The sequence below is a fragment of the Azotobacter bryophylli genome (assembly GCF_042643485.1).
GTDB classification, from domain to species: domain Bacteria; phylum Pseudomonadota; class Gammaproteobacteria; order Pseudomonadales; family Pseudomonadaceae; genus Azotobacter; species Azotobacter bryophylli.
Genome location: NZ_JBHRSJ010000034.1, coordinates 229059 through 255654 on the forward strand (window position 1 = coordinate 229059; position 26596 = coordinate 255654).

Below are 26596 nucleotides of genomic sequence, written 5' to 3' on the forward strand. Positions count from 1 at the left end.
GTTCGCGATTACACCCCTTTTTCAATCCTTTCCGTGTTTTGCCATTGGAGTTCTTGCATGTCGATCAAGATCGAGGATTACTACCCACCCGCCACCTTCCAGCGCATGAAGGCGTTCGCCGACAAGCAGGAAACCCCCTTCGTGGTCATCGACACCGAGACCATCGCCACGTCCTATGACGAACTGGGGCAGTGCTTTCCCTTCGCCAAGATCTACTACGCGGTGAAGGCCAACCCGGCGGTCGAGATCGTTCGTCTGCTGAGGGACAAGGGTTCGAACTTCGATATCGCCTCGCGCTACGAGCTGGACAAGGTGATGAACGAGGGCGTCGGTCCCGAGCGCATCAGCTACGGCAACACCATCAAGAAGGCCCGCGACGTCCGCTACTTCTACGAGAAGGGCGTGCGCCTGTTCGCCACCGACTCCGAGGCCGACCTGCGCAACATCGCCAAGGCCGCCCCGGGCTCCAAGATCTACGTGCGTATCCTCACCGAGGGCTCCGATTCGGCCGACTGGCCGCTGTCGCGCAAGTTCGGCTGCAACCCGGACATGGCCCTCGACCTGCTGATCCTCGCCAAGCAGTTGGGCCTGGTGCCCTACGGCATTTCCTTCCACGTCGGCAGCCAGCAGCGCGACATCGACGTGTGGGACGCCGCCATCGCCAAGGTCAAGGTGATCTTCGAGCGCCTCAAGGAAGAAGATGGCATCCAGCTGAAAATGATCAACATGGGGGGCGGCTTCCCGGCCAACTACATCCAGCGCACCAACAGCCTGGAGACCTACGCCGAGGAGATCATCCGCTTCCTCAAGGAAGATTTCGGCGACGACCTGCCGGAGATCATCCTCGAGCCGGGCCGTTCGCTGATCGCCAACTCCGGCATCCTGGTCAGCGAAGTGGTGCTGGTGGCGCGCAAGTCGCGCACCGCCGTGGAGCGCTGGGTCTATACCGACGTGGGCAAGTTCTCCGGCCTGATCGAGACCATGGACGAAGCCATCAAGTACCCCATCTGGACCGAGAAGAAGGGCGAGATGGAAGAGGTGGTGATCGCCGGCCCGACCTGCGACAGCGCTGATATCATGTACGAGAACTACAAGTACGGGCTGCCCCTCAATCTGGCCAGCGGCGACCGCCTCTACTGGCTGTCGACCGGCGCCTACACCACCAGCTACAGCGCGGTGGAGTTCAACGGCTTCCCGCCGCTGAAGGCCTACTACATCTGACGGGACGCTTCCCTGACGAAACAACGCCGCGACTCGTCGCGGCGTTTTCGTTTGGAGCCCCTGGGGCCCGATTCAGTGGCGATGCCTGAGCGAGCAACGGACCGATCTGCCGTCACGGGGCAGAGAGAGCTGCCGCCTCTTCGGTCTCCAGCTCGGCGCAGCGCTGCACGTAGGCCTGGGCGATATCGGCGAATTGCGGGAAGGCGGCTCGCAGCAGTTCGTCACGGGCCCGGCGCAGGAAGCGCAGATGGCCGAGGGCGAGCGCCTGGCGCAGCCAGTGCCGCGCTTCGTCCCAGCGGCCGCGATCGGCCAGCACCGACGCATAGCTGAACTGGCCGCGGAAATCCCCCGCTTCGGCCGAGCGCCGGTACCAAGCGAAGGCGGCCTGAGAATCCCGCGGCACCGTGCGGCCTTCCTCGTAATAGCGACCGACCAGGTTCATCGACTTGGCATGCCCCCGCTCGGCGGCGCGCCGGTACCAGATCAAGGCCCCGGCCTGGTCGCGCTCGACCCCTCGGCCGGTGGCCAGCAGGTTGGCGTAGTTGTACATGCCCCAGTCCAGGCCGCGTTCCGCTGCCTGGCGGTAGCAGCGGGCTGCGGCGGCCAGGTCGACGGCACCGCCCCAGCCCAGCTCCAGGCAGCGCCCCAGCATGTTGCCGGCCATGGCATGGCCGCGGCCGGCGGCGATGGCGAACCAGGTTCGGGCCAGCGCCGGATCGCGCTGGATGCCGTTGCCGTCCAGGAGAATCTGCCCCAGCAGGGCCAGGGCCTCCAGCTCGCCGGCTTCGGCGGCGGCGAGGATCCAGCGGGCGGCGCGCACCGGCTCGCCGGGCTCGGGGAGGGCCGCGTCGTCCTCCTCGATGCGGTACAGGATGTGGCTCATGGCGACCCGCTCAGACCTCGCCCCAGCGCCGCAGCAGGTTGTGGTAGGTGCCGGTCAGCTGGATCAGCGCCGGATGCTCCGGCACGTCGCGGGACAGGTTCTGGATCGCCTGATCCATCTCGAATAGCAGGGTGCGCTGGGAGTCCTCGCGGACCAGGCTCTGGGTCCAGAAGAAGGAGGCGTAGCGGGCGCCGCGGGTGACCGGCTCGACCTTGTGGATGCTGGTGCTCGGATAGAGCACCAGGTCGCCGGCCGGCAGCTTCACCCGCTGGGTGCCGTAGGTGTCTTGGATCACCAGCTCGCCGCCGTCGTACTCGTCCGGGTCGCTGAAGAACAGGGTGGAGGACAGGTCGGTGCGCACCCGCTCGACGGAGCCCCGTACCTGGCGCACCGCGTTGTCGATGTGGAAGCCGAAGGTGCCGCCGTCGGTGTAGCAGTTGAACAGCGGCGGGAACACCTTGTGCGGCAGCGCGGCGGACATGAACAGCGGGTTCTGCCACAGCCGCTCGAGCATCGCTTCGGCGATCTCGCGGGCCAGCGGATCGTCCTCGGCCAGCTGCAGGTTGTGCTTGGCCCTGGCCGACTGGTAGCCGGCAGTGAGCTTGCCGTCCTGCCAGTTCGCCTGGTCCAGCGCCTGGCGGATACGGCGGATTTCGTCTCGGGAAAACACGCCCGGAATCTGCAGCAGCATGGTGATCGCCTCTCAAGTGAGAAATTGTCTCAAATAGTAATTCCCTGTGATTGGCTCGGTAAATGGGGATCTTTACTAAAAATTAACTTTTCTCGTTTGGCATAACATTTCGGTTGAATTTGAGAAGCGTTCTTGTTTAGAGTGCGCGCATCAGCAATTCGCATCACCATCCGGGGGGAAGGGGAAATGTCGCGTACTATCGAAAGGCCGGTCGCCGTGCCGCGTGTACTGGTTTCTGCACTGGGCGCCATGACGGCGCTTTCCGCGGTCGGGGCCGAGGAGGCCGCCGGCGACGAAGCCCTGTCCCTGGGAACGGATACCGTGCTGGGCGTGGAGGAGGGGGACTACCGGCCCGAGTCCGCGTCGAACAAGCTCACCGCGCCGCTGCGCGAGACGCCCAAGTCGATCACCATCATTCCCAAGCAGGTCATCAAGGACACCAACGCGATGACCCTGACCGACGCCCTGCGCACCACCTCGGGCATCACCTTCGGCGCCGGCGAGGGCGGCAACCCGGCGGGCGACCGGCCGATCATCCGCGGTTTCAACGCCGAGAGCGACGTGTTCATCGACGGCCTGCGCGACGTCGCCACCCAGAGCCGCGAGATGTACAACATCGAGCAGGTGGAAGTGAGCAAGGGACCGGGTTCGGCCTACACCGGCGCCGGTTCCACCGGCGGCAGCCTCAACCTGATCAGCAAGACCGCCAAGCGCGGCAAGTTCCTCGACATCAGCCAGACCTTCGGTACCGACCAGACCAACCGTACCACCCTGGACGGCAACTACCAGTTCTCCGACCAGGTCGCCGGGCGCCTGAACCTGATGCGGCACGACGCCAATGTCGCCGGCCGCGACGAGGTGGACGTCAAGCGCTGGGGCGTGGCGCCGACCCTGAGCTTCGGCCTCACCACGCCGACCCGGGCGACCCTGTCCTATAACCACATGCACACGAACGACACGCCGGACTACGGCATACCGCTGACCGGCAAGAGCGGGAGCACCCATCGCCGGGCCGCCGACGTCAGCCGCAGCAACTTCTACGGGACCAGCGACGATTACCGGCACAGCACCAGCGATTCCGGCACCTTCAAGCTCGAGCACGACCTCAACGAGCACGTGACCCTGTCCAACAGCTTCCGCGTGGTCCACACCAGTCTGGACTACATCACCACCAACCCGGACGACTCCAAGGGCAACGTGGACAAGGGCTACGTCTACCGCTCGCTCAAGAGCCGCAACTCGATGGCCAAGGGCTGGGTCAACCAGACCGCGATGAACGCCCACTTCGATACCGGCTTCATCGAGCACACCATGGTCGGCGGGCTCGAATTCAGCGGCGAGGACATCCACAACCGCCCCTACAGCATCACCGGCGGCGGCAGCGGCAACTGCCTGGTCGATCCGACCAACTGCACCAGCCTCTACGACCCGGTCTACCAACAGGGCTGGGTCGGCACCATCACCGAGGGCAAGGCCTACACCGACACCCACACCACGACCACCGGCGTCTACCTGTTCGACACCCTGAAGTTCAACGAGCAGTGGTCGCTGAACCTGGGCGTGCGCCACGACAACTTCCGGACCCACGCCAGCGGCTACAGCAACGGCAATACCCGTACCGGGCAGCCGGCCGGCGACTTCGACCTGCGCAACAACACCCAGTTCTGGAGCTACCAGACCGGTCTGGTGTTCAACCCGCTGCCCAACGGCAGCGTCTACGTGGCCTGGTCCACCTCCACCAACCCGGTGGGGGAAACCTCGGGTTCGGGCTCCCAGGACATCGCCTACAACACCGCGGATCTGAAGCCCGAGCGCAACCGCAACATCGAGTTCGGCACCAAGTGGGATCTCTTCCACGAACGGCTGCGGCTGGACGCGGCGCTGTTCCGCACCCGCAAGACCAACGCGAAGATCAACGACGAGAACGGCCTGCCGAAGAACATCGGCGCGACCGAGATCCAGGGCTTCGAGCTGGGGCTGACCGGCAACATCACGCGCAACTGGCAGGTCTTCGGCAGCTACACCTACCTCGACAGCGAGATCCTCAAGGGGACCGACAAGGGCAACCAGGTGCCCAGCGCGCCGAAGAGCAGCATGAGCCTCTGGAGCACCTACAAGGTACTGCCCGACCTGACCGTCGGCGGCGGCGCCAACTATGTCGACTCCCGCTACGGCGACACGGCCAACTACATCCGGGTGCCCGACTACTGGCGCTTCGATGCCATGGTCGGCTACCGGCTGAACAAGCACCTGGACCTGCAGCTGAACGTGCAGAACCTGACCGACAAGCGCTACTTCGACCAGGTCTACACCTCGCACATGGTCCACGTGGCGCCGGGCCGCACGGCGCTGCTCAGCACCAACCTGCACTTCTGACGCAGCGGCGTCGAACGGGGCCGCCTGCGGGCGGCCTCGTCACGTCCGGCCCCCGCACGCGCTCTGTAAGGACGGGGTAAAGATTGGGTAAATCCGGGTTGTTGATAATCCCTCCCGAATAGAATCGCCCGGCACCGCCGTTCCGGTGGTGCCCTGCGGCCGCCGGCCGCGCAACGAATCCAGGCGTGCCGCAGGCGCGGCGTATCGATCAGGTGGACCCACGTGGTGAAGAAGATCCTTTTCCAGTTGCACTGGCTGCTGGGCATCAGCGCCGGGCTGGTGCTGGCGCTGATGGGTGTGACCGGCGCCGGGCTGTCCTACCAGGACGAGCTGCTCGGCCTGCTCAATCCGGGCGTGGTCAGCGTCACGCCGCCGTCCGGAGCCCGGACGCTCGCGCCGGACGAGCTGCTTGGCCGCCTCGACGAGCAACTGGGCGGGCGCCAGGTGCTCGGCCTGATCCTCTCCGCCGATCCGCAGGAGGCGGTCAAGGTCAACGTCAGCGGCGGCGGTCCCCGCGGCGAGACGCTCTACGCCGACCCCTACAGCGGCGAGCTGCTCGGCGCGGCACGGGGCACCGAGTTCTTCCGCGTCGTCATGCAGCTGCACCGCTGGCTGGCCATCGGCGACACCGGCAAGGCGATCACCGGGGCGGCGGTCCTAGGCCTGGTGTTCCTCTGCCTGTCCGGCCTCTACCTGCGCTGGCCACGGCAGGCGGGCGCCTGGCGCGCCTGGCTGACCCTGGACTGGCGGCGCAAGGGGCGCGCCTTCCTCTGGGACCTGCACGCGGTGGCCGGCACCTGGTGCCTGCTGTTCTATCTGCTGGCCTCCCTGACCGGCCTGTACTGGTCCTACGACTGGTATCGCAACGGCCTGCACGCCCTGGTCGGCGAGCCGGCGCCGCAGCACGGCGGGCCGGGCGGACGCCGCGGACCGCCGCCGGGGATGCGGCCCGAGGGGAATGCGGTGCAGGCGCCGCGCCCGTCGCCGAACCTCGCTCCGGCCTGGAGCGCCTTCCGCCAGAGCGCGGGGGACGATTACCGTCTGGCCAACCTGCGCCTGCCCGAGCGTCCCGGCCAGCCGCTGCAGATCATGTATCTCCCCGACGATGCGCCGCACGGCCGCGCCTTCGACCGTCTGGAGCTGGACGTCCACAGCGGTGCCGTGCTCAAGCACCAGCGCTACGCCGACAAGAGCGTCACCGGCCGGCTGCTGGCGAGCGTCTATGCACTGCACACCGGCGAGTATTTCGGCCATCCCGGCCGCGTGCTGATGCTGCTGGCCAGCCTGAGCATGCCGCTGTTCTTCGTCACCGGCTGGCTGCTCTATCTCGACCGCCGGCGTCAGCGCCGCGCCGTCGAGGCCAGCCGCCAGGCGCTGGCACCGGCCCCGGCCGGCGTCGGGCGGCCGTGGCTGATCGGCTTCGCCAGCCAGAGCGGTTTCGCCGAGCGCCTGGCCTGGCAGACCGCCGGCCAGCTGCAGGCTGCCGGCCAGGCGGTGCAGGTGCGCCCGCTGGGCGAGCTCGACGGACAGGCGCTGAGCCAGGCCGGGCGCGCCCTGTTCGTGGTCAGCACCTTCGGCGACGGCGAGGCGCCGGACAGCGCCCGCGGCTTCGTGAACCGGGTGCTCGGCGGACGGTTCGACCTGAGCCAGCTGGAATACGCCCTGCTCGGGCTAGGCGACCGCCAGTACCAGCGCTTCTGCGGCTTCGCCCGGCAGCTGAACGGCTGGCTGCAGGCGCAGGGCGCACGCAGCCTGTTCGCCCCGCTGGAGGCGGACAACGGCGACGCCGCGGTCCTGCAGCGCTGGCGCAACCGGCTCGGCGAGCTGACCGGCCGGGCACCGGCGGCGGCACCGGGCGAGGAGGGCTTTGGCGAATGGCGGCTGGTCGAGCGCGACTGCCTCAACCCGGGCAGCAGCGCGGAGCCGATCTGGCGGCTGGCCTTCGCCATCCCGCCGGGGCAGCGCTGGGAGGCCGGCGATCTGGTGGAGATCCAGCCGCCGCAGGCGAACGTGCCGCCGCGCCGCTACTCCATCGCCTCGCTGACCGAGGACGGCGCGCTGGAGCTGCTGGTGCGTCGAGTGGTGCGCACCGACGGGCGCCTGGGGCTGTGTTCCGGCTGGCTCGGCGAGCAGTTGGCGGTGGGGCAGACGGTGCCGCTGCGCCTGCGTCCCAATGCCGGCTTCCATGCCCCGGCGGACGACCGTCCGCTGATCCTGATCGGCAACGGCAGCGGCCTCGCCGGGCTGCGCAGCCTGCTCAAGGCGCGCATCGCCGCCGGCCGGAAGCACAACTGGCTGCTGTTCGGCGAGCGCAGCGCGACTCACGACTTCCTCTGCGGCGAGGAGCTGCTGCGCTGGCGCGCCGGCGGCGAGCTGGAGCGCCTGGACCTGGCCTTCTCCCGCGACCAGGAGCGCAAGGTCTACGTGCAGGACCGCCTGCGCGAGTCGGCCGAGGAGCTGCGCGCCTGGCTCGACCGGGGCGCGGCCATCTACGTCTGCGGCAGCCTGCAGGGCATGGCCGCGGGCGTCGACGCGGTGCTGCGGGAGGTGCTCGGCGACCCGGCCGTGGAGCGCCTGCGCGACGAGGGCCGCTACCGGCGCGACGTGTACTGAGCCTGGTGCCCGGCCGGCGCGGCGCTTGCGGGCACCGCGCCGGCATCGCAAGCTAACGTCCCGAACGATCCCACCTTCAGGACAGCAGCCCATGGGCACGACCATCCTTCTCAACTGCGACATGGGCGAAAGCTTCGGGGCCTGGAAGATGGGCAACGACGCGCTGGCCATGCCGCTGATCGACCAGGCCAACCTGGCCTGCGGCTTCCATGCCGGCGACCCACTGACCATCCAGCGCAGCGTGGCCCTCGCTGTGCGGCACGGCGTCCGCATCGGCGCGCACCCGGCCTATCCGGACCTGGCCGGCTTCGGTCGCCGCCACCTGGACTGCACGGCGGAAGAGGTGAAGGCCCAGGTGCTGTACCAGCTCGGCGCGCTGGACGCCTTCTGCCGCGCCGCCGGGACCCGGATCGACTACGTCAAGCCGCACGGCGCGCTGTACAACGACCTGGTGGTCGACGACGCGCTGCTCACCGCCGTGCTCGAGGCCTGCGCCGCCTTCCGCCCCGGCCTGCCGCTGATGGTCCTGGCCCTCGCCGACAACGGCCGCGAGCGGCGCCTGGCCGAGTCCGCCGGCGTGCCGCTGCTGTTCGAGGCCTTCGCCGACCGCGCCTACCTCGCCGACGGTCGGCTGGCGCCGCGGCGCCTGAGCGGCGCGGTGCACCACGACCCCGAGCGCATCCTCGCCCAGGGGGTGGCCATCGCCCGCGGCGAACCCTTCCCGGACCTCGACGGCAGGCCGCTGCGGCTGCACGCCGACAGCCTCTGCGTGCACGGCGACAACGCCGAGTCCCTGGCCGTGCTGCGCCGTCTGCGGGCGGCGCTGGCCTGCCTGTGATCCGTCTCGAACCCGCCGGCGCCGAGGCGCTGCTGCTGGTCCTGGCTGAACGGCCCGAGGCCGACCTGCCGCTGCGCATCGCCGCCCTGGCCGACCGCATCCAGCTGGAGCTGGGGGCGCTGATCGTCGATCTGGTGCCGGGCTGGACCACCCTGCTGCTGCATTTCGATCTGCTGCGCACCGACCACCTTCGGCTCTCCGCGCGTCTGGAGCCGCTGCTCGAGGACTGGCGCACCCTGGTCCAGGTCCCGCGGAGCGGGCGTCTGCACGAGATCCCCATCTGGTACGCCGGCGAGGACCTGCCGGCGGTGGCCCGCGCCTGCGGCCTGGGCGAGGCCGAGGTGATCGCCCGGCACAGCGCCGTGGAATACCGCGTCGGCGCCATCGGCTTCGCCCCGGGTTTCGCCTACTTGGGCGAGCTGGACGCGCGCCTGGCCCTGCCGCGCCGGGCCGACCCGCGTACCCGCGTGCCGGCCGGTTCCCTGGCCATCGCCGAGCGGCAGACGGCGGTCTACCCGCAGGCCTCGCCGGGCGGTTGGCACCTGATCGGCCGCTGCCCTAGGCGGCTGTTCGACGCCGCTGCCGAGCCGCCCTGTTCGCTCGCGGTGGGCGACCGGGTGCGCTTTTTCGCCGTCGACGAGGCGACCTACCGCGCCGAGGGCGGCGCGCCGTGACGGGCCTCAAGGTGATCCGCCCGGGCCCCCTGAGCCTGCTGCAGGACGGCGGCCGCCTGGGCTGGCAGCACCTCGGCGTCTCGCCTTCCGGGCCGGTGGACCCGCACGCTGCGGCCTGGGCCAACCGACTGCTGGACAACCCCTGGGGCACGCCGCTGCTGGAGATCGCCCTGGGCGGCGTCGAGCTGGAGAGCGACGTGGACACCTGGGCGGCTTGCTGTGGCGCCGAGCTGCCGCTCACGCTGGACGGCGAGCCGCTGCCCTGCTGGTCGCGCTTTCCCCTGCGCGCCGGGCAGCGCCTGGCCCTCGGCTTCGCCCGCAGCGGCCAGCGCGGCTACCTGGCGGTGGCCGGCGGTTTTCGCGTCGGGCCCGTGCTGGGCAGCGTGGCCACCCAGGTCCGTGAGGGGCTGGGCGGGCCGGACGGCCACGGCCGAGCCCTGCGCGCCGGGGATCTGCTGCCCTGCGACCCGGCCGACCGCTCCGGCGGGCAGAGCGTGCCCTGGCGCTTCGTCCCGGACTATCGCACCGAGCCGCGCCTGCGGGTGATGCTGGGTGGGGACGCCGCGGACTTCGCCGAAGAGGAGCGCCGCGCCTTCCTCGAGCGGCCCTGGCGCCTGAGCCCGCAGTCGGACCGGATGGGCGCGCGCCTCATCGGCGAGCCGCTGCGCCCGCCGCGGCGGCAGTGGTCGCTGGGCGTGGCCGGCGGGGCCGTCCAGGTGCCGCCGGACGGGCAGCCGATCGTGCTGCTGGCGGACCGGCAGACCATGGGCGGCTATCCGATTCTCGGCTGGGTGCACCCGCTGGATCTGGGGTTGCTGGCGCAGAGCCCGGCGCATCGGGTGGTGCGGTTCGAGCGGGTGAAGGTGGGTCGGGTGCAGGAAGAGCTGAGGGCGTTTTATCGGTTCTTTGGGCGCTGACTCTTCGTTGGCTCCGGGAGTGTGGGCTCGATTCCCGGTTGCCAGGACGCTGCGCTTTCCTCGGCCCGACCGACAGATTTCGCCTGGCACGGCGAGTCACTTTTGGCGCGCCAAAAGTAACCAAAACCGCTTGCCCCCATCATCCGGCCCCGCCTGTGGCGGGGTTCCCTCCCTCCGTCGCCACTCCAGGGGCCCGGCCCGAAGGGCCATCCATGGCCAATCGGGCCTTTCGCCACATCCCTGCGGCTCAACCCCTTCCGTGACGACTCCGCTCGGCCTGCTGAAGGGAGCGTTCGGCGTCGCCTGAGGATTCGGGTAGGGAGCGAACTCATTCGCGATGCATCTACTTTCGCTGCCCATCGCAGATAAATCTGCTCCGATTTTTGCCGGCAAGAACCGCTGAAGACCTTGAAAGGGCTGGGCTTTGAACCGGCAGCTGGATCCGGAACGTTGTCTTGCGAGGGGGCAGGCCCCTCCCCGGTCCCGTCAGGAGGCCGAGTGCAGGCGCTGTGCCGAGCGAGTCACGAAGGGACAGGGACGTCCCTTCGTGACGTGCCCCCGGAGCAGCGCCGGAGCGAGGGAAGTCTGGCCGCGAAGCGGTCAGACCCGGATGTCGGGTGTCCTTCTTCTTTGGTTCCTTTCTTCTTGGGCAGGCAAGAAGAAAGGAGCTCGCCGTGCAAGGCGAAATCTGTCGTCGAAAGCCGAGGAAAGCGCGCCGTCATTGCGCCGAAAAGTGAAGCCCGAGCCCAAAAGACTCAAACGAACCGCTCCGCATAATGGCAAGCCACTTCCCGCCCATCCACCTCCCGCAGCGGCGGCACGTCCCCCCGGCAGCGCTCCGTCGCATACGGGCAGCGCGGATGGAACACGCAGCCGGCGGGCGGCGCGAGGGGATTCGGCGGCTCCCCGGCCAGGCGGACCCGTTCCCGCTGCGGTTCGCCATGCAGCCTGGGCGTGGCCGCCAGCAGCGCCTGGGTGTAGGGGTGCAGCGGCCGCTGGTAGATGCGCTCGGCCGGGCCGGTCTCCATGGCCCGGCCCAGGTACATCACCAGCAGCCGGTCGGCGATCTGCCGCACCACCGCCAGGTTGTGGGAGATGAACACGTAGGCGGTGGCGAACTCCTCCTGCAGGTCCATGAACAGGTTGAGCACCTGGGCCTGGATCGACACGTCCAGCGCGGAGGTCGGCTCGTCGGCCACCAGCACCTTGGGATGCAGCATCATCGCCCGGGCAATGGCGATGCGCTGGCGCTGGCCGCCGGAGAACATGTGCGGATAGCGTCGGTAATGCTCGGGGCGCAGGCCGACCTGCTGCAGCATGGCCAGCACCCGTCGGTGGCGTTCGGCGCGGGAGAGGTCGGTGTTGATCAGCAGCGGTTCGGCCAGCTGGTCGCCGATCTTGCGTCGCGGATTGAGAGAGGCGTAGGGGTTCTGGAAGACCATCTGCACGTCGCGGCGCAGCGCCTTCAGCGCGGCGCGGTCGGCGCCAGCGGCTTCCCGCCCGGCGATCTGCAGGGAGCCGGCGCTGGGCTCCTCGATCAGGGTCAGGGCACGGGCCAGGGTCGACTTGCCGCAGCCGGATTCGCCGACCACCGCCAGGGTCTGCCCGGCGGCCAGTTCGAAGGACACGCCGTTCAGCGCCTGCAGGGTCGCGGCGGGGCGCAGCAGGCCGCGGGGGACGCGGTAGTGGCGGGTCAACTGGCGGGCGATCAGCACCGGGTTCATGCCGGGTTCTCCTGGTTGCGCGGGTGATAGCAGCGCGCCAGGCCCTGGCGCTTGGCTTCCAGCGGTGGGCGGTGGGCGCGGCAGTCGTCCTGCACGTAGGGGCAGCGCGGTGCCAGCAGGCAGCCGTGGGGACGGTCGTAGCGACCGGGGACCACGCCCGGCAGGCTGGCCAGGCGCTTCCGGCCGGGCTCGGGCAGGGCGGCCAGCAGCGCCTCGGTGTAGGGGTGCGCCGGGGCGTCGAACAGCTCGGGCAGCGGGCCGCTCTCCACCGCCTGGCCGGCGTACATCACGCAGACCCGCTCGGCGCATTCGGCGACCACGGCGAGGTCGTGGCTGATCAGCAGCAGGGCCATGCCGCGCTCGCGCTGCAGATTCAGCAGCAGCTCCATGATCTGTGCCTGGATGGTCACGTCGAGGGCGGTGGTGGGTTCGTCGGCGATCAAGAGGCGCGGCTCGCCGGCGATGGCCAGGGCGATGGCGACGCGCTGGGCCATGCCGCCGGAGAGCTGGTGCGGGTAAGCCTTCAGCCGGCTGGCGGCGGCCGGGATCTCCACCTGCTCGAGCAGCTCCAGGGCGCGCCGGCGGGCGGCTGCGCCGCGCAGGCCGAGGTGCTGGCGGAGCACCTCGACCAACTGGAAGCCCACGGTGTAGCTGGGGTCGAGGGCGGCCAGCGGGTCCTGGAAGACCAGCGCCAGTTCCTTGCCGAGCAGACGCCGGCGGGCGCGCCCCCCGAGGCGGAGCAGGTCTTCCCCGGCGAACCGCAGGCGGTCGGCCGCGACCCGCCCGGGCGGATCGACCAGGCCGAGCAGGGCGAGCATGGCCATGGACTTGCCGGAGCCGGACTCGCCGACGATGGCCAGCACCTCGCCGGCATCCAGGCGCAGGTCCAGCCCGTCCACCACCGGCGGCGCGTCGGCGCCGAAGCGCACGCTGAGGTTGTCGATTTCCAGCAGGCTCATGGGGCTCCTCAGGCGGCGTTCTTCAGTTTCGGGTCCAGCGCGTCGCGCAGGCCGTCGCCCAGCAGGTTGATGGCCAGCACGCTGAGCAGGATGGTCAGGCCGGGCAGGGTCACCACCCACCAGGCGCGCTCGATGTAGTCGCGGGCCGAGGCGAGCATGGTGCCCCATTCCGGGGTCGGCGGTTGTACGCCGAGGCCGAGGAAGCCGAGGGCGGCGGCGTCGAGAATCGCCGCGGAGAAGCTCAGGGTGGCCTGTACGATCAGCGGCGCCAGGCAGTTCGGCAGCACGCTGACGAACATCAGGCGCAGCGGCCCGGCGCCGGCCAGCCGGCTGGCGGTGACGTAGTCGCGGTCGATCTCGCCGAGCACCGCGGCGCGGGTCAGGCGCACGTAGGCCGGCAGCGAGACGACGGCGATGGCCAGCACGGTGTTCAGCAGCCCCGGCCCGAGCACCGCGACGACGGCCACCGCCAGCAGCAGCGAGGGCAGCGCCAGCATGATGTCCGTCATGCGCATGATCGAGGGCCCCAGCCACTTCGGGAAGAAGCCGGCGGCGAGGCCCAGGAGCACGCCGGGCAGCAGCGACAGCAGCACCGAGGCCAGGCCGATGGACAGCGACAGGCGAGCCCCGAAGATCAGCCGCGAGAGCAGGTCGCGGCCCAGCTCGTCGGTGCCGAGCAGGAACTGCGCCTGGCCGCCCTCCAGCCAGGCCGGCGGGACGAGCAGGAAGGCGCGGTGCTGCACGGCCGGATCGAAGGGGGCGAGCAGCGGGGCGAACAGGGCGCAGACCACCAGCAACATGAGGAACAGCAGTCCGCCGAGGGCGCCGCGGTTGCGGGCGAAGGCGGCGCAGAACTCGCGCAGGGGCGAGGGGTAGGCCGGCTCTAACAGTTCGGGAGTGACGGGGCGGTTCATGCAGAGGTCTCGGTGGGAGCGATCATGGCACGGCCCTCAGCGCCGGTGGCGAATGCGCGGGTTGACCAGGCCATAGAGGATGTCCACGGTGAAGTTGACCAGGATGACCAGCGCGGCGATCAGCAGGATGCCGTTCTGCACCACCGGGTAGTCGCGGGCGCCGATGGCCTCGATCAGCCACTTGCCGATTCCCGGCCAGGCGAAGATGGTCTCGGTGAGCACGGCGCCGGAGAGCAGCGCGCCGACCTGCAGGCCGAACACCGTCATCACCGGGATCAGCGCGTTGCGCAGGGCGTGGATAAACACCACCCGCGCCGGCGACAGGCCGCGGGCGCGGGCGCTGCGGATGTAGTCCTCGCGCAGCACCTCGAGCATCGCCGAGCGGGTCATGCGGGCGATCACCGCCAGGGGGATGGTGCCGAGCACGATGGCCGGCAGGAGCAGGTGGCGCAGGGCGTCGAGGAAGGCGCCCCGTTCCTCGCTGAGCAGGGTGTCGACGAGCATGAAACCGGTCACGGGCTCCACGTCGTAGAGCAGGTCGAGACGCCCTGACACCGGCGTCCAGCCCAGCTCCACGGAGAAGAACATGATCAGGATCAGCCCCCACCAGAAGATCGGCATCGAGTAGCCGGCCAGCGCCAGCCCCATCACCCCGTGGTCGAGTGGCTTGCCGCGGCGCAGGGCGGCGACGGTCCCGGCGAGCACGCCGAACACCCCGGCGAACAGCAGGGCGGCGCAGGCCAGCTCGACGGTGGCGGGGAACAGTTCGAGGAATTCGTGCCACACGCCGTCGTGGCTGCGCAGGGACTGGCCCAGATCGCCCCGGGCCAGCTGGCCGAGGTAGGCCAGGTACTGCTCGGCCAGCGGCCGGTCCAGCCCCAGGCGCTGCATGGCCTGGGCGTGGGCGGCCGGATCGAGGCGGCGCTCGCCCATCATCACCTCCACTGGGTCGCCGGGAATCAGGCGGATCAGCGCGAAGGTCAGCAGGGTCACGCCGAAGAAGGTGGGGATCAGCAGCCCGAGGCGGCGGGCGAGGAAGGACAGCATGGCTGGCGAAGCTCCATTGGCCGGGGAGTCCGATCGAGGTCCCCATCATGCCACGACCGGCGCCGAAAGCTGCCGGCGGCCGGCCGACTTTTCCGGCGGGCTTCTACGGGGACGGGGTGCGTCTGACGCCGGCGAAGCTGTTGGTGCCCAGCGGGCTGACCACGAAGCCCTCGACGTCCCGGCGCACGGCGGCGAACTCCCGGGGGTGGGCCAGGGGAATCCACGGCGCTTGCCGGTGGAATATCGCCAGGGCGCGGCGGTAGAGCGCGGCGCGCTGGTTCTGGTCGGCGTTCTGGCGGGCTTCGCGCAGCAGGTCGTCGAATTCCCGGTTGCACCAGCCGGCCTGGTTCTCGCCGGAGGCGGCCGCGGCGCAGGACAGGTTGGGAGTGAGGAAGTTGTCCGGGTCGCCGTTGTCGCCGGCCCAGCCCATGAATATCAGGTCGTGCTCGCCGCGCTTGGCGCGCTGGATCAGCTCGCCCCATTCCAGCACCTGGATGCGCGCCTCGATGCCGATGGCGGCCAGATCGGCCTGCAGCATCTGCGCGCCGATGCCGGGGTTGGGGTTGCTCGGCCCGCCGCCGGGGCGGGTCCAGATGCTGAGCTTCAGGCCCCCGGCGTGGCCGGCCTCGGCCAGCAGCCGGCGGGCCCGCTCCGGGTCGTAGGGCCAGCCCTGCAGGCCCGGGTCGGAACCCCACAGGTTCGGCGGGTAGGGCGCCACCGCCGGAATGGCGCCGCCTTCGCCGTACTGGGCGCGCAGGTAGGCCGACTTGTCGAAGGCGAGGTTCAGCGCCTGGCGCACGCGCACGTCGTCCAGCGGCGGATGGCGGGTGTTGATGCCGACGTAGGCGATCAGCAGCGGCTCGCCTTCCAGCACCCGCAGGCGCCCGTCGCGGCGCAGGCCGGGGATGTCCACCGGACGCGGGGCGAGGGCGATCTGGCAGTCGCCGGCCTTGAGCTTCTGCACCCGCACGTTGGGTTCGGGGGTGATGGCCAGGATCAGGCGCTCGATGGCCGGCGCACCGGCCCAGTGCTCCGGGTGGCGGTGGAAGCGCACCTGGGCGTCCTTCTCGTAGCGCTCGAAGACGAACGGGCCGCTGCCCACCGGCTGGTTGTTGAGCTTCTCCGGAGTGCCGGCGGCCAGCAGGCGGTCGGCGTACTCGGCCGGGTAGATGGAGGCGAAGGACATCGCCAGGTCGGCCAGGAAGGGCGCCTCGGGGTGGCGCAGGACGAAGCGCACGCGATGGTCGTCGAGCCGGTCGATGCGCTCGATCAGCTCGCCCAGGGCCATCGCCTCGGCGTAGGGGAAGCCGCGCGGCGAGAGGGCATGCCAGGGATGCGCGGGGTCGATCTGGCGGCGGAAGCTCCAGATCACGTCGTCGGCGTTGAGCGGCCGGCTCGGGACGAACCAGGGCGTGCGCTGGAACTGCACGTCGCGGCGCAGGTGGAAGGTGTATTCGCGGCCGTCGGCGGAGATCTCCCAGCGCTCGGCCAGGCCCGGAACCAGCTCGGCGCTGCCGGGGGCGAAGCGCAGCAGGCGGTCGAACACCGTCTCGGCGGAGGCGTCGGCGCTGGTCGCGGCGGTGTACTGGGCGATGTCGAAGCCCTCCGGGCTGGCTTCAGTGCACACCACCAGGCTGCTCGGCGCAGCCTGGACGGCGCCGGCGAGCAGGCCGGCGCAGGCGAGGGCGATCAGAGGGCGGGGCATGGGGCGATCCGGTCGGGGTGTTGGCGTCACTCTAAACGGGCCCGGCGCGCCGGGAAAACACCGCAGGGCCCGTTCGAGTCACGAGCAGGCTCTCAGGGCATCTGCACCTCGATCACGCCCTCGGCATTGATGCCGACCTGGCTGGTGCCGGCCTCGATTTCCTGCGGCTGGGCCGCCTCCAACTGGCCCATGCTCTTCATCGCAGCAGCGCGCATGGGGATCGGCGGGTGCATGCCGCTGCCGTTCAGGTCCAGGTTGACCAGCCGGTAGCCGTGCGCGCCGAGGGCCTCGGTGGCCAGCTGGGCGCGTGCCTTGAAGGCGGCGACGGCCTCGCGCAGCAGTTCGTCCTCGTGCTTGCGACGGGTGGCGTCGGCGACGGCGAACTCCATGCCGCCCATCTTCAGGTCGCCGAGCAGATCGGCGGTGAGCTGGGAGAGGGCGGAGAAGTCGGTGCTCTCCAGGTGCAGGTTGGCCCGCTCGCGCCAGGCGACGATGCGGCTGCCGTCCTTGTCGTAGACCGGATAGCTGTTGCGGCTGCCGAGGCTGATCTTCACCCCTTGGGCCTTGCGCGCGCGCTCCACCGCGGCGTTGAGGCGGCGGGTGGTCTCGCCGGCGAGCTGGCTGGCGTCGGCGTGCTGGACCTCGCTGTAGAGGTTCACCTGCATCAGGTCGTGGGGCACCTCGCGGCTGACCTCTGCGCGCAGGGAGACCTGGTTGTAGCGGGGCGCGGCGCTGTCGGCCAGGGCCGGAAGGCTGGCCAGCACGGCGAGCGCGAGGAGGCCGGCACGGCGGAAGGGGACGATCATGGCATCGGACTCATGCAGGGACAGTGCCATCAATGTAGCCGCAAAGGAGCCCGAGCGCAGTAGCCGTTGCGTCCGGTTGCCACACATCAACGGGACGCCGGCGTCCTTTTGGGTATACTCGCTGGCACAACGGCAGCCTGATCGAAGTCCATGCTCGCACCCGTCCACATGTTGTCGGCCAGCCGTCAGAATCTCCGCCGACTCCTGCTCATCCGCATCCTCGTGCTCGCGGCCCAGGCCGGCTCGGTGGGGGTGGCCTGGCTGACCCACCTGTTGCCGCTGCCCTGGCTGGCCCTGAGCGTCACCCTCAGCGTGTCCGCCGGGCTCTGCCTGTTCACTGCCCTGCGCCTGCGCGCCGAGTGGCCGGTCACCGAGCCGGAATACGCCGGGCACCTGGCCTGCGACCTGGTCATCCACAGCGTGCTGCTGTATTTCTCCGGCGGCCCGACCAACCCCTTCGTCGCCTATTACCTGGTGCCGCTGACCATCGCCGCGGCGACCCTGCCCTGGCTCTATTCGGTGCTGCTCTCCGGCCTGGCGCTGGTCGGCTACACCGCCCTGCTCGAGTGGTACGCCCCGATCAGCCTGGAGCAGGGGCATCGCGCCTCCCTGCTGATCTACGGCATGTGGCTGAGCGTCGCCCTGGCCGCCGGGCTGATCACCTTCTTCGTCTCGCGCATGGCCGGCGAGCTGCGCCGCCAGGAGCGCTCCCAGGCGCAGCGGCGCGAGGAGAGCATGCGCGACCAGCAGTTGCTGGCGGTGGCGACTCAGGCCGCCGGCGCCGCCCACGAGCTGGGTACGCCGCTGGCGACCATGAGCGTGCTGATCAAGGAGCTGCGCCGCGAGCACGACGATCCGCTGCTGCAGGAGGATCTGGCCCTGCTCCAGGAGCAGGTCCAGCTGTGCAAGGACACCCTGCAGCAACTGGTGCGCGCCGCCGAGGCCGACCGCCGGCAGGCGGTGGAGATGCAGGGCGCCGCGACCTGGCTGGAAACCGCGCTGAACCGCTGGCACCTGATGCGTCCCGAGGCCAGCTACTCCTACGAGATCCGTGGCAAGGGCGCCATGCCGCGGCTGGCGCCGCCGCCGGACCTGACCCAGGCGCTGTTGAACCTGCTGAACAACGCCGCCGATGCCTGCCCGGAGGACCTGGAGATCTATCTCGACTGGGACGCCGCCGAGCTGTGCATCAGCATCCGCAATCATGGCGAGGGAGTGCCGTTGGCGATCGCCGAGCAGATCGGCAAACCCTTCTTCACCACCAAGGGCAAGGGGTTCGGCCTCGGCTTGTTCCTCAGCCAGGCCAGCGTGACCCGCGCCGGCGGTTCGGTGAAGCTCTACAATCACGAGGAGGGCGGCACGCTCACCGAGCTGCGCCTGCCGCGCCTGGTCCCTGGAGACGAACATGACTGAACATCTGCACGAGGGCGAAGAACAGCCCCATCTGCTGCTGGTCGACGACGATCCGACCTTCACCCGGGTGATGGCGCGGGCGATGATGCGTCGCGGCTTCCGGGTCAGCTGCGCCAGCTCGGCGGAGGAGGGCCTGATGCTGGCCCGTCAGGACGTTCCGGACTACGCCGTGCTGGATCTGAAGATGGCCGGCGACTCCGGGTTGGTCCTGCTGCCCAAGCTGCTCGAACTGGATGCGGAGATGCGCGTGCTGATCCTCACCGGCTATTCGAGCATCGCCACCGCGGTGGAGGCGATCAAGCGCGGGGCCTGCAACTACCTGTGCAAGCCGGCCGACGCCGACGACGTGCTCACCGCGCTGCTCTCCGAGCATGCCGACCTGGATTCGCTGGTGCCGGAGAACCCGATGTCGGTGGATCGCCTGCAGTGGGAACACATCCAGCGCGTGCTGAACGAGCACGACGGCAACATCTCCGCCACCGCCCGAGCCCTGGGCATGCACCGGCGCACCCTGCAGCGCAAGCTGCAGAAGCGTCCGGTACGCCGCTGAGCCCTAGCGGCGGCCCCGCGGCCGCCGCTGTCCACGCTTCTTTTCCGGTCCGCCCGCCGCGCCCGAGCGTGGTGGGGCGGAGCGCGTAGCCGTTCGTAGCAGCCGGCCCTGGGCGCGGCCCGTTATGATAGGCGCCCGTCGTTCTCCGGATGTTTCTCCCATGCTCGCGTTGTTCTCACAGACCCTGGCCATCACGGCGCCGGTGTTCGCCATGCTGTTTCTCGGTACCTGGCTGAAGCGCGTGGGCTGGATCGACGGACCGTTCATCAACACGGCCTCGGCCTTGGTGTTCAAGGGCACCATGCCGGTCATGCTGTTTCTCGCCATCCTGCGCGCCGACCTGGATGCGGCGCTGCGGCCGGCGGTGTTCGCCTACTTCGCCCTGGCTTCGCTCGGCTCCTTCCTGCTCGCCTGGGCCTGGTCGCTGTGGCGCTGTCCCCGTGCCGACCGCGGGGTCTTCACCCAGGGGGCGTTCCGCGGCAACAACGGCATCGTCGGTCTGGCTCTGGCCGCCAGCCTGTACGGCGACTACGGCCTGTCGCTGGGCGGGGTGCTGGCCGGCGAGGTGATCCTGGTCTACAACGTGCTCGCTGCCCTGGTTCTGGCGTTCTACAGCCCGAACGGCAAGACCGATGTCTGGAGTCTGGCCAAGAGCATCTTCGGCAATCCGCTGATCCTCGGCGTGCTGGCGGCGATCCCGTTCGCCTACTGGCGGATCGCCCTGCCGGACTGGTTGGCCACCTCGGGCGACTACTTCGCACGGATGACCCTGCCGCTGGCGCTGATCTGCATCGGCGGCACCCTGACCCTCTCGGCCCTGCGCGAGAGCGGCGCGCTGGCGCTCAGCGCCAGCCTGCTGAAGATGGTCTGGCTGCCGCTGCTGGCGACCCTCGGCGCCTGGCTGTGGGGCTTCCGCGGCGCCGAGCTGGGCATCCTCTTCCTGTACTTCGCCAGCCCGACCGCAGCGGTGAGCTTCGTCATGGCCAAGGCGGCCGGCGGCAATCACCAGTTGGCGGCGGGCATCGTGGTGATCACCACCCTGCTGGCGGCGGTCACCACCAACATCGGCATCTTCGTCCTGCAGTGGGCCGGCTGGATCTGAGCCGGCCGCGGGAACCGATCCGGCTCAGCGCTGCAGCTGCCAGGCGCGGGCGGAAGTCCCCAGCAGGATCAGCGTGGTGACGGGCAGGGCGTACCAGACCAGGGCGTCGTAAAGCGTGGCGACGGTGGCGGCGCCGGCGGCGAAGAGCACCTGATAGGCGAGGTAGGCCAGGTAGTAGCCGAGGAACAGCAGGCCTTCCCAGCGATTGATCCGGTAGCCGGTGAAGAAGATCGGCAGGCAGGCCAGCGCCACCGCGGTCATCACCGGGTAGTCGAAGGCCAGGGCGTTGGGCGACACGCTGATCGGCACGGGCGAGACCATCGCCGCCACGCCGAGGACCGCCAGCAGGTTGAAGATGTTGCTGCCGACGATGTTGCCCACCGCGATATCGCGCTCGCCCTTGAGGGCGGCCACCACCGAGGTGGCCAGCTCCGGCAGCGAGGTGCCGGCGGCGACGATGGTCAGGCCGATCACCAGCTCCGAGAGGCCGAGTTCCCGGGCCAGGGCCACCGCGCCGTCGACCAGCAGGTCCGCGCCCCAGACCAGCATGGCCAGTCCCGCGACGACGAAGAACAGGTGGCCGAGAATCGCCAGGCGACCTTCCACCCGTTCGCCGTACTCCGCGTCGAACTCGCTACCCGCGCCGTTCCGCGCCCGCAGGCCGCTGCGGATCTGCAGGGCGGTATAGGCGAGGATGCCGGCGAACAGTAGCAGACCGTCTAGCCGGCCGTAGCGCTGGTCCTCGGCCAGCAACCAGGCCAGCAGACTGGCGCCGATCATGGTGGGCACGTCCAGGCGGATCAGCTGGCGCGATACGCTCAGGGGAATGACCAGCGCCGACAGGCCAAGAATCATCAGCACGTTGAAGATGTTGCTGCCGACCACGTTGCCGACCGAGATGTCGCCCTGGCCGTGGTTGGCCGACTGGATGCTCACCGCCATCTCCGGGGCGCTGGTGCCGAAGGCCACCACGGTCAGGCCGATGATCAGCGGCGGGATGCCGAACCGGGCCGCCAGACGCGAGGCGCCGCGGACCAGGGCCTCGGCGCCGATGACCAGCAACGCCAGGCCGGCGATCAGGTTGACGAGGATCATCAGGGTCATGCTGTCTCCGAAGCCGCGGTCGGCGGCGCTGGGTCAGTTGCGGATGCCTTCCACGCGCACTGGGACCACGCCGGTGCCGAGCATGCCCAGTTCGCGGGCGGCCCGGTGGGAAAGATCGATCAGGCGCCCGCGCCCGTGGGGGCCGCGATCGTTGATGCGCACCACCACGCTACGCCGGTTGCGCAGGTTGGTGACCCGCACGCGGGAGCCGAACGGCAGGGTCCGGTGGGCGGCGGTGAGGGCGTTCTTGTCGAAGCGCTCGCCGCTGGCGGTGCGCTTGCCATGATGGCGGGTGCCGTACCAGGACGCCTTGCCTTCGGCGCGGTAGTCGCCGGCATCGGTGGCGGTCCGCTGACCGGCGCAGCCGGCGAGCAGGGCGAGAAGAGCGAGGATCAACCAGCGTTGCATGACGCCTCCATGAGTCAAGGGAACGCAGGGTCGTTGCAGCCGGGCGTTCCCCCGGACGGTGCCGCATCGCAGCTCGGCGCCGTCCGGCGGGCGTCATGTTGCCATCTTGGTATGGCTTTCCGCTAGCTGGTACTTGCGTGCCAGGCGTTCGCCGGGGGCAAGGCCGGCGTCGTCCGTTTTCGCTCAGCCTTCGAGCAGCTTCTTCAGCAGCTCGTTGACCTGGCCTGGGTTGGCCTTGCCCTTGGAGGCCTTCATGGCCTGACCGACGAAGAAGCCGAACATCTTGCCGCGCTTGGCCTCGTCGCTGGCACGGTACTGCTCGACCTGGGCGGCGTTGGCATCCAGCACTTCCTTGAGCATCGCCTCGATGGCGCCGCTGTCGGTGACCTGCTTGAGACCCTTGGCCTCGATGATGGCATCGGCGGGGTCGCCGGAGCCCTCGGCCAGCGCCTCGAACACCATCTTGGCGATCTTGCCGGAGATGGTGTTGTCCTTGATACGCAGGATCAGCCCGCCGAGCTGGTCGGCGGACACCGGCGACTGCTCGATCTCCAGGCCGTCCTTGTTGAGCAGGCTGGAGAGCTCGCCCATCACCCAGTTGGCGGCCAGCTTGGCGTCGCCGCAGGCGGCCTGCACGGCCTCGAAGTACTCGGCCATCTCGCGGCTGGCGCTCAATACGCTGGCGTCGTAGGCGGACAGGCCGTACTGGCTCTCGAAGCGCGCGCGCTTCTCGTTGGGCAGCTCGGGCAGCTCGTCGCGCACCTGCTCGATGAAGCAGTCCTCCAGCACCACCGGCAGCAGGTCGGGGCAGGGGAAGTAGCGATAGTCGTTGGCCTCTTCCTTGCCGCGCATCGAGCGGGTCTCGTCCTTGTTCGGGTCGTACAGGCGGGTTTCCTGCACCACCTTGCCGCCGTCCTCGATCAGCTCGATCTGCCGCTGGATTTCGTGGTTGATCGCCTTCTCGATGAAGCGGAACGAGTTGACGTTCTTGATCTCGGCGCGGGTGCCGAAGGCTTCCTGGCCCTTGGGGCGCACCGAGACGTTGCAGTCGCAGCGCAGCGAGCCTTCGGCCATGTTGCCGTCGCAGATGCCGAGATAACGCACCAGCGCGTGGATTGCCTTGACGTAGGCGACCGCTTCCTTGGCCGAGCGGATGTCCGGCTCGGAGACGATCTCCAGCAGCGGGGTGCCGGCGCGGTTGAGGTCGATCCCGGACATGCCGTGGAAGTCTTCGTGCAGGCTCTTGCCGGCGTCCTCTTCCAGATGCGCGCGGGTGATGCCGATGCGCTTGACCGTGCCGTCTTCCAGGGTGATGTCCAGGTGGCCCTTGCCGACCACCGGGTGGTCCATCTGGCTGGTCTGGTAGCCCTTGGGCAGGTCCGGGTAGAAGTAGTTCTTGCGCGCGAACACGTTGGTGCGGCCCAGTTCGGCGTCGATCGCCAGGCCGAACTTCACTGCCATGCGCACGGCTTCTTCATTGAGTACCGGCAGGGTGCCGGGCATGCCGAGGTCGACCAGGCTGGCCTGGGTGTTCGGCTCGGCGCCGAAGGTGGTGGCGCTGCCGGAGAAGATCTTCGAGCGGGTGCTGAGCTGGGCGTGGATTTCCAGCCCGATCACGGTTTCCCATTGCATGTGTGTCGTCCTCAGAATCCGGCCGGGGTGCGGGTGTGCCAGTCGCTCACCTGCTGGTACTGGTGCGCCACGTTGAGCAGACGCGCTTCCTGGAAATACGGCGCCAACAGCTGCACGCCCACCGGCAGGCCGTCGACGAAGCCGGCCGGCATGGACAGGCCGGGGATGCCGGCGAGGTTGGCGGTGATGGTGTAGATGTCTTCCAGGTAGGCCGACACCGGATCGGCGCTCTTCTCGCCGAGCTTCCACGCCGGGTTGGGGGTGGTCGGGCCGAGGATCACGTCGACCTCGCTGAACGCCTGCACGAAGTCGTTCTTGATCAGTCGGCGGATCTTCTGCGCCTTCAGGTAGTAGGCGTCGTAGTAGCCGGCCGACAGCGCGTAGGTGCCGACCATGATGCGCCGCTTGACCTCGGCACCGAAGCCCTCGCCGCGAGAGCGCTTGTATAGGTCCTCGAGGTTGACCGGGTTTTCGCAGCGGTAACCGAAGCGCACGCCGTCGAAGCGCGACAGGTTGGAGCTGGCTTCCGCCGGAGCGATCACGTAGTAGGCCGGGATGGCGTGCTGCATGTTCGGCAGCGAGATGTCCTTCACCGTGGCGCCGAGCTTCTTCAGCTCCTCGACCACCGCCAATACCTTCTCGGCGATGCGCGCATCTAGACCCTCGCCGAAGTATTCCTTGGGCAGGCCGATGCGCAGGCCGGCCAGCGGCTGGTTGAGCATGGCCAGGTAGTCGTCCACCGGGGCGTCGACGCAGGTGGAATCCTTCGGATCGAAGCCGGCCATGGTGCCGAGCAGCAGGGCGCAATCCTCGGCGGTGCGAGCCAGCGGGCCGCCCTGGTCGAGGCTGGAGGCGTAGGCGATCATGCCCCAGCGCGACACGCGGCCGTAAGTCGGCTTGATCCCGGTGAGGTTGGTCAGCGCCGCCGGCTGGCGAATCGAGCCGCCGGTGTCGGTGCCGGTGGCCGCCGAAATCAGTCGGGCGGCCACCGCGGCGGCCGAGCCGCCGGAGGAGCCGCCCGCCACGCGAGAGGTGTCCCAGGGGTTCTTCACCGCGCCGAAGTGGCTGGACTCGCTGGCCGAGCCCATGGCGAATTCGTCCATGTTCAGCTTGCCGAGGCTGACCGCACCGGCGGCCGCCAGCTTCTCTACCACGGTGGCATCGTAGGGCGCCTGGAAGTTGGCGAGGATCTTCGAAGCGCAGGTGGTCAGCACGCCCTTGGTGCAGAACAGGTCCTTGTGGGCGAGCGGCGCGCCGAGCAGGGCGCCGTTCTCGCCGGCGGCACGGCGGGCGTCGGCCGCCGCGGCCTGGGCCAGGGCCGGTTCCTCGGTGACGGTGATGAAACTGTTGAGTTGCGGGTCGAGCTGCCGGATGCGCGCTAGTAGGCCGCGGGTCAGCTCGACGGCGGAAAATTCCTTGGCGGCCAGCGCACGGGCGGTTTCGGCCAGGGTCAGTTGATGCATGGGAAACCCTTTCCTTTTATTCGATGACTTTCGGCACGAGGTACAGGCCGTTTTCCACGGCCGGAGCGATGGCCTGATAGGCATCGCGTTGATTGGTTTCGCTGACCACGTCGGCGCGCAGGCGCTGGGTGGCCTCCAGCGGGTGGGCCAGCGGCTCGATACCCTGAGTGCCGACGGCCTGCATCTGGTCGATCAGGCCGAGAATGTTGTTGAGGGTTTCGGTGGTGCGTGGAATGTCGGCTTCGTCGAGGCCCAGGCGGGCCAAATGGGCGATCTTTTCCACGTCGGAGCGTTCAAGCGCCATCGGGGATTTCTCCAGGAAAAGCGGGCGGGCGACCGCGGGTGAAAGGGGCTTGGAACCAGGTCCCGAGCAGGCGGTCGAAGGCCGCGTTTGTGGGCCTAACGGCCTGGGAAAACCGGCAATTTATCACAGAGCGCGCCTTGCCCAAAATCCCTGCCATTGTTAGAGTTTGCGCACTTTTTTACCCATGCTTTGCCTCAGGGTTCCCTTAATGCTCAAGAAACTCCGTGGCATGTTTTCCAGCGATCTGTCTATCGACCTGGGGACGGCCAATACCCTTATCTATGTGCGGGATCGCGGCATAGTTTTGAACGAGCCATCCGTGGTTGCCATCCGTACCCATGGCAACCAGAAGAGCGTCGTTGCGGTCGGTGCCGAAGCCAAACGCATGCTGGGAAGAACCCCGGGCAACATCAACGCCATTCGACCGATGAAAGACGGCGTGATCGCCGACTTTAGCGTCTGCGAGAAGATGCTGCAGTATTTTATCAATAAAGTGCATGAGAGCAGTTTCCTGCAGCCGAGCCCGCGTGTCCTGATCTGCGTGCCCTGCAAGTCGACCCAGGTCGAGCGCCGGGCGATCCGCGAGTCGGCCCTCGGCGCCGGCGCCCGCGAAGTATTTCTGATCGAGGAGCCGATGGCGGCGGCAATCGGCGCCGGCCTGCCGGTCGACGAGGCGCATGGTTCGATGGTCGTCGATATCGGCGGCGGCACCACGGAGATCGCCCTGATCTCCCTGAACGGCGTGGTCTATGCCGAGTCCGTGCGGGTCGGCGGCGACCGTTTCGACGAGGCCATCGTCACCTACGTTCGGCGCAATTATGGCAGCCTGATCGGCGAGGCCACCGCCGAGCGCATCAAGCAGGAAATCGGTACCGCCTGGCCGGCCAGCGAAGTTCGCGAGGTCGATGTACGTGGGCGGAACCTGGCCGAGGGCGTGCCGCGCAGTTTCACCCTCAACTCCACCGAAGTGCTGGACGCCCTACAGGAATCCCTGGCAACCATCGTTCAGGCGGTCAAGAGCGCCCTCGAGCAGTCTCCACCCGAGCTGGCTGCCGACATCGCCGAGCGTGGCCTGGTGCTGACCGGCGGCGGCGCCCTGCTGCGCGACCTGGACAAGCTGCTGGCCCAGGAAACCGGGTTGCCGGTGATCGTCGCCGAGGACCCGCTGACCTGCGTGGCACGCGGCTGTGGCCGCGCGCTGGAGATGATCGATCGGCAGAGCATGGATCTGCTCTCGACCGAGTGAGCCATA

General features: G+C 69.1%; 23 protein-coding genes. 10 read left to right on the forward strand and 13 right to left on the reverse strand.

The genetic code is table 11. The features are described from left to right. Positions 1-57 precede the first annotated feature (57 nt). Positions 58-1221, forward strand: a complete 1164-nt coding sequence (locus tag ACFOJE_RS17085) for a type III PLP-dependent enzyme (RefSeq protein ID WP_377815853.1) — start codon at positions 58-60, stop codon at positions 1219-1221. Positions 1222-1333: 112 nt separating this feature from the next. On the opposite strand, the gene ACFOJE_RS17090 is transcribed toward ACFOJE_RS17085, so the two are convergent. After that, positions 1334-2104 carry a tetratricopeptide repeat protein gene (locus ACFOJE_RS17090; protein ID WP_377815854.1) on the reverse strand — a complete coding sequence of 257 codons (771 nt, stop codon included), beginning with the start codon at positions 2102-2104 and terminating at the stop codon, positions 1334-1336. 10 nt (positions 2105-2114) lie between these two features. Continuing rightward, positions 2115-2795, reverse strand: coding sequence for a Fe2+-dependent dioxygenase (locus tag ACFOJE_RS17095; RefSeq protein ID WP_377815855.1), 681 nt, complete (start codon positions 2793-2795; stop codon positions 2115-2117). A 186-nt stretch (positions 2796-2981) separates the two neighbouring features. Between ACFOJE_RS17095 and ACFOJE_RS17100 the strand changes: the two genes are divergently transcribed. The 5 genes from ACFOJE_RS17100 (at position 2982) to ACFOJE_RS17120 (ending at position 10213) form a co-directional block, all read left to right on the forward strand. Next, on the forward strand, positions 2982-5171 hold the full coding sequence (locus ACFOJE_RS17100) for a TonB-dependent receptor (RefSeq protein WP_377815856.1): 2190 nt from the start codon (positions 2982-2984) through the stop codon (positions 5169-5171). A 225-nt stretch (positions 5172-5396) separates the two neighbouring features. Then, positions 5397-7784 (forward strand): PepSY domain-containing protein, encoded by a 2388-nt coding sequence (locus ACFOJE_RS17105; RefSeq protein WP_377815858.1) that lies wholly within the window; start codon positions 5397-5399, stop codon positions 7782-7784. 91 nt (positions 7785-7875) lie between these two features. Further along, positions 7876-8622, forward strand: coding sequence for a 5-oxoprolinase subunit PxpA (locus tag ACFOJE_RS17110; protein WP_377815859.1), 747 nt, complete (start codon positions 7876-7878; stop codon positions 8620-8622). Further along, positions 8619-9296: a 5-oxoprolinase subunit PxpB gene (gene pxpB / locus ACFOJE_RS17115; protein ID WP_377815860.1), complete on the forward strand. Its 678-nt coding sequence runs from the start codon at positions 8619-8621 to the stop codon at positions 9294-9296. Before ACFOJE_RS17110 ends, pxpB begins: the two co-directional genes overlap by 4 nt. Beyond that, a complete protein-coding gene (locus ACFOJE_RS17120) occupies positions 9293-10213 on the forward strand; it encodes a 5-oxoprolinase subunit C family protein (protein WP_377815861.1) in 921 nt (306 codons plus the stop codon). Before pxpB ends, ACFOJE_RS17120 begins: the two co-directional genes overlap by 4 nt. A gap of 755 nt (positions 10214-10968) precedes the next feature. On the opposite strand, the gene ACFOJE_RS17125 is transcribed toward ACFOJE_RS17120, so the two are convergent. From ACFOJE_RS17125 to ACFOJE_RS17150, 6 genes are all read right to left on the reverse strand, one after another. Continuing rightward, a complete protein-coding gene (locus ACFOJE_RS17125) occupies positions 10969-11937 on the reverse strand; it encodes a peptide ABC transporter ATP-binding protein (RefSeq protein ID WP_377815862.1) in 969 nt (322 codons plus the stop codon). Next, positions 11934-12896 carry an ABC transporter ATP-binding protein gene (locus ACFOJE_RS17130; protein WP_377815863.1) on the reverse strand — a complete coding sequence of 321 codons (963 nt, stop codon included), beginning with the start codon at positions 12894-12896 and terminating at the stop codon, positions 11934-11936. The genes ACFOJE_RS17125 and ACFOJE_RS17130 overlap by 4 nt, the downstream gene beginning before the upstream one ends. Before the next feature lie 8 nt (positions 12897-12904). Next, the gene (locus ACFOJE_RS17135; RefSeq protein ID WP_377815864.1) at positions 12905-13810 is read right to left on the reverse strand and encodes an ABC transporter permease subunit; all 906 of its coding nucleotides are present in this window, start codon (positions 13808-13810) and stop codon (positions 12905-12907) included. Positions 13811-13846: 36 nt separating this feature from the next. Then, positions 13847-14857, reverse strand: a complete 1011-nt coding sequence (locus tag ACFOJE_RS17140) for an ABC transporter permease subunit (RefSeq protein ID WP_377815865.1) — start codon at positions 14855-14857, stop codon at positions 13847-13849. 103 nt (positions 14858-14960) lie between these two features. Next, on the reverse strand, positions 14961-16562 hold the full coding sequence (locus ACFOJE_RS17145; RefSeq protein ID WP_377815867.1) for an ABC transporter substrate-binding protein: 1602 nt from the start codon (positions 16560-16562) through the stop codon (positions 14961-14963). Positions 16563-16654: 92 nt separating this feature from the next. Further along, the gene (locus ACFOJE_RS17150) at positions 16655-17368 is read right to left on the reverse strand and encodes an SIMPL domain-containing protein (RefSeq protein ID WP_377816329.1); all 714 of its coding nucleotides are present in this window, start codon (positions 17366-17368) and stop codon (positions 16655-16657) included. 150 nt (positions 17369-17518) lie between these two features. On the opposite strand from ACFOJE_RS17150, the gene ACFOJE_RS17155 reads away from it, so the two are divergent. The 3 genes from ACFOJE_RS17155 to ACFOJE_RS17165 all read left to right on the forward strand — a co-directional run bounded on the left by ACFOJE_RS17155 (position 17519) and on the right by ACFOJE_RS17165 (position 20433). Continuing rightward, positions 17519-18781 (forward strand): ATP-binding protein, encoded by a 1263-nt coding sequence (locus ACFOJE_RS17155; RefSeq protein ID WP_377815868.1) that lies wholly within the window; start codon positions 17519-17521, stop codon positions 18779-18781. Then, positions 18774-19331: a response regulator transcription factor gene (locus ACFOJE_RS17160; RefSeq protein ID WP_377815869.1), complete on the forward strand. Its 558-nt coding sequence runs from the start codon at positions 18774-18776 to the stop codon at positions 19329-19331. The genes ACFOJE_RS17155 and ACFOJE_RS17160 overlap by 8 nt, the downstream gene beginning before the upstream one ends. Before the next feature lie 160 nt (positions 19332-19491). Then, positions 19492-20433: an AEC family transporter gene (locus ACFOJE_RS17165; protein WP_377815870.1), complete on the forward strand. Its 942-nt coding sequence runs from the start codon at positions 19492-19494 to the stop codon at positions 20431-20433. Between the two features lie 24 nt (positions 20434-20457). On the opposite strand, the gene ACFOJE_RS17170 is transcribed toward ACFOJE_RS17165, so the two are convergent. The 5 genes from ACFOJE_RS17170 to gatC form a co-directional block, all read right to left on the reverse strand. After that, the gene (locus tag ACFOJE_RS17170; RefSeq protein WP_377815871.1) at positions 20458-21537 is read right to left on the reverse strand and encodes a calcium/sodium antiporter; all 1080 of its coding nucleotides are present in this window, start codon (positions 21535-21537) and stop codon (positions 20458-20460) included. Positions 21538-21570: 33 nt separating this feature from the next. Continuing rightward, positions 21571-21945 (reverse strand): septal ring lytic transglycosylase RlpA family protein, encoded by a 375-nt coding sequence (locus tag ACFOJE_RS17175; protein WP_377815873.1) that lies wholly within the window; start codon positions 21943-21945, stop codon positions 21571-21573. 183 nt (positions 21946-22128) lie between these two features. Beyond that, the gene (gene gatB, locus ACFOJE_RS17180; RefSeq protein WP_377815875.1) at positions 22129-23577 is read right to left on the reverse strand and encodes an Asp-tRNA(Asn)/Glu-tRNA(Gln) amidotransferase subunit GatB; all 1449 of its coding nucleotides are present in this window, start codon (positions 23575-23577) and stop codon (positions 22129-22131) included. An 11-nt stretch (positions 23578-23588) separates the two neighbouring features. Beyond that, entirely contained in the window at positions 23589-25040 is a 1452-nt protein-coding gene (gene gatA / locus ACFOJE_RS17185) for an Asp-tRNA(Asn)/Glu-tRNA(Gln) amidotransferase subunit GatA (RefSeq protein ID WP_377815877.1), read from the reverse strand. Positions 25041-25056: 16 nt separating this feature from the next. Beyond that, complete coding sequence (gatC, locus tag ACFOJE_RS17190) at positions 25057-25344, reverse strand: Asp-tRNA(Asn)/Glu-tRNA(Gln) amidotransferase subunit GatC (protein ID WP_377815878.1); 288 nt, start codon at positions 25342-25344, stop codon at positions 25057-25059. 208 nt (positions 25345-25552) lie between these two features. Between gatC and ACFOJE_RS17195 the strand changes: the two genes are divergently transcribed. Next, positions 25553-26590: a rod shape-determining protein gene (locus ACFOJE_RS17195; RefSeq protein ID WP_377815879.1), complete on the forward strand. Its 1038-nt coding sequence runs from the start codon at positions 25553-25555 to the stop codon at positions 26588-26590. The last annotated feature ends 6 nt before the right edge of the window (positions 26591-26596 follow it).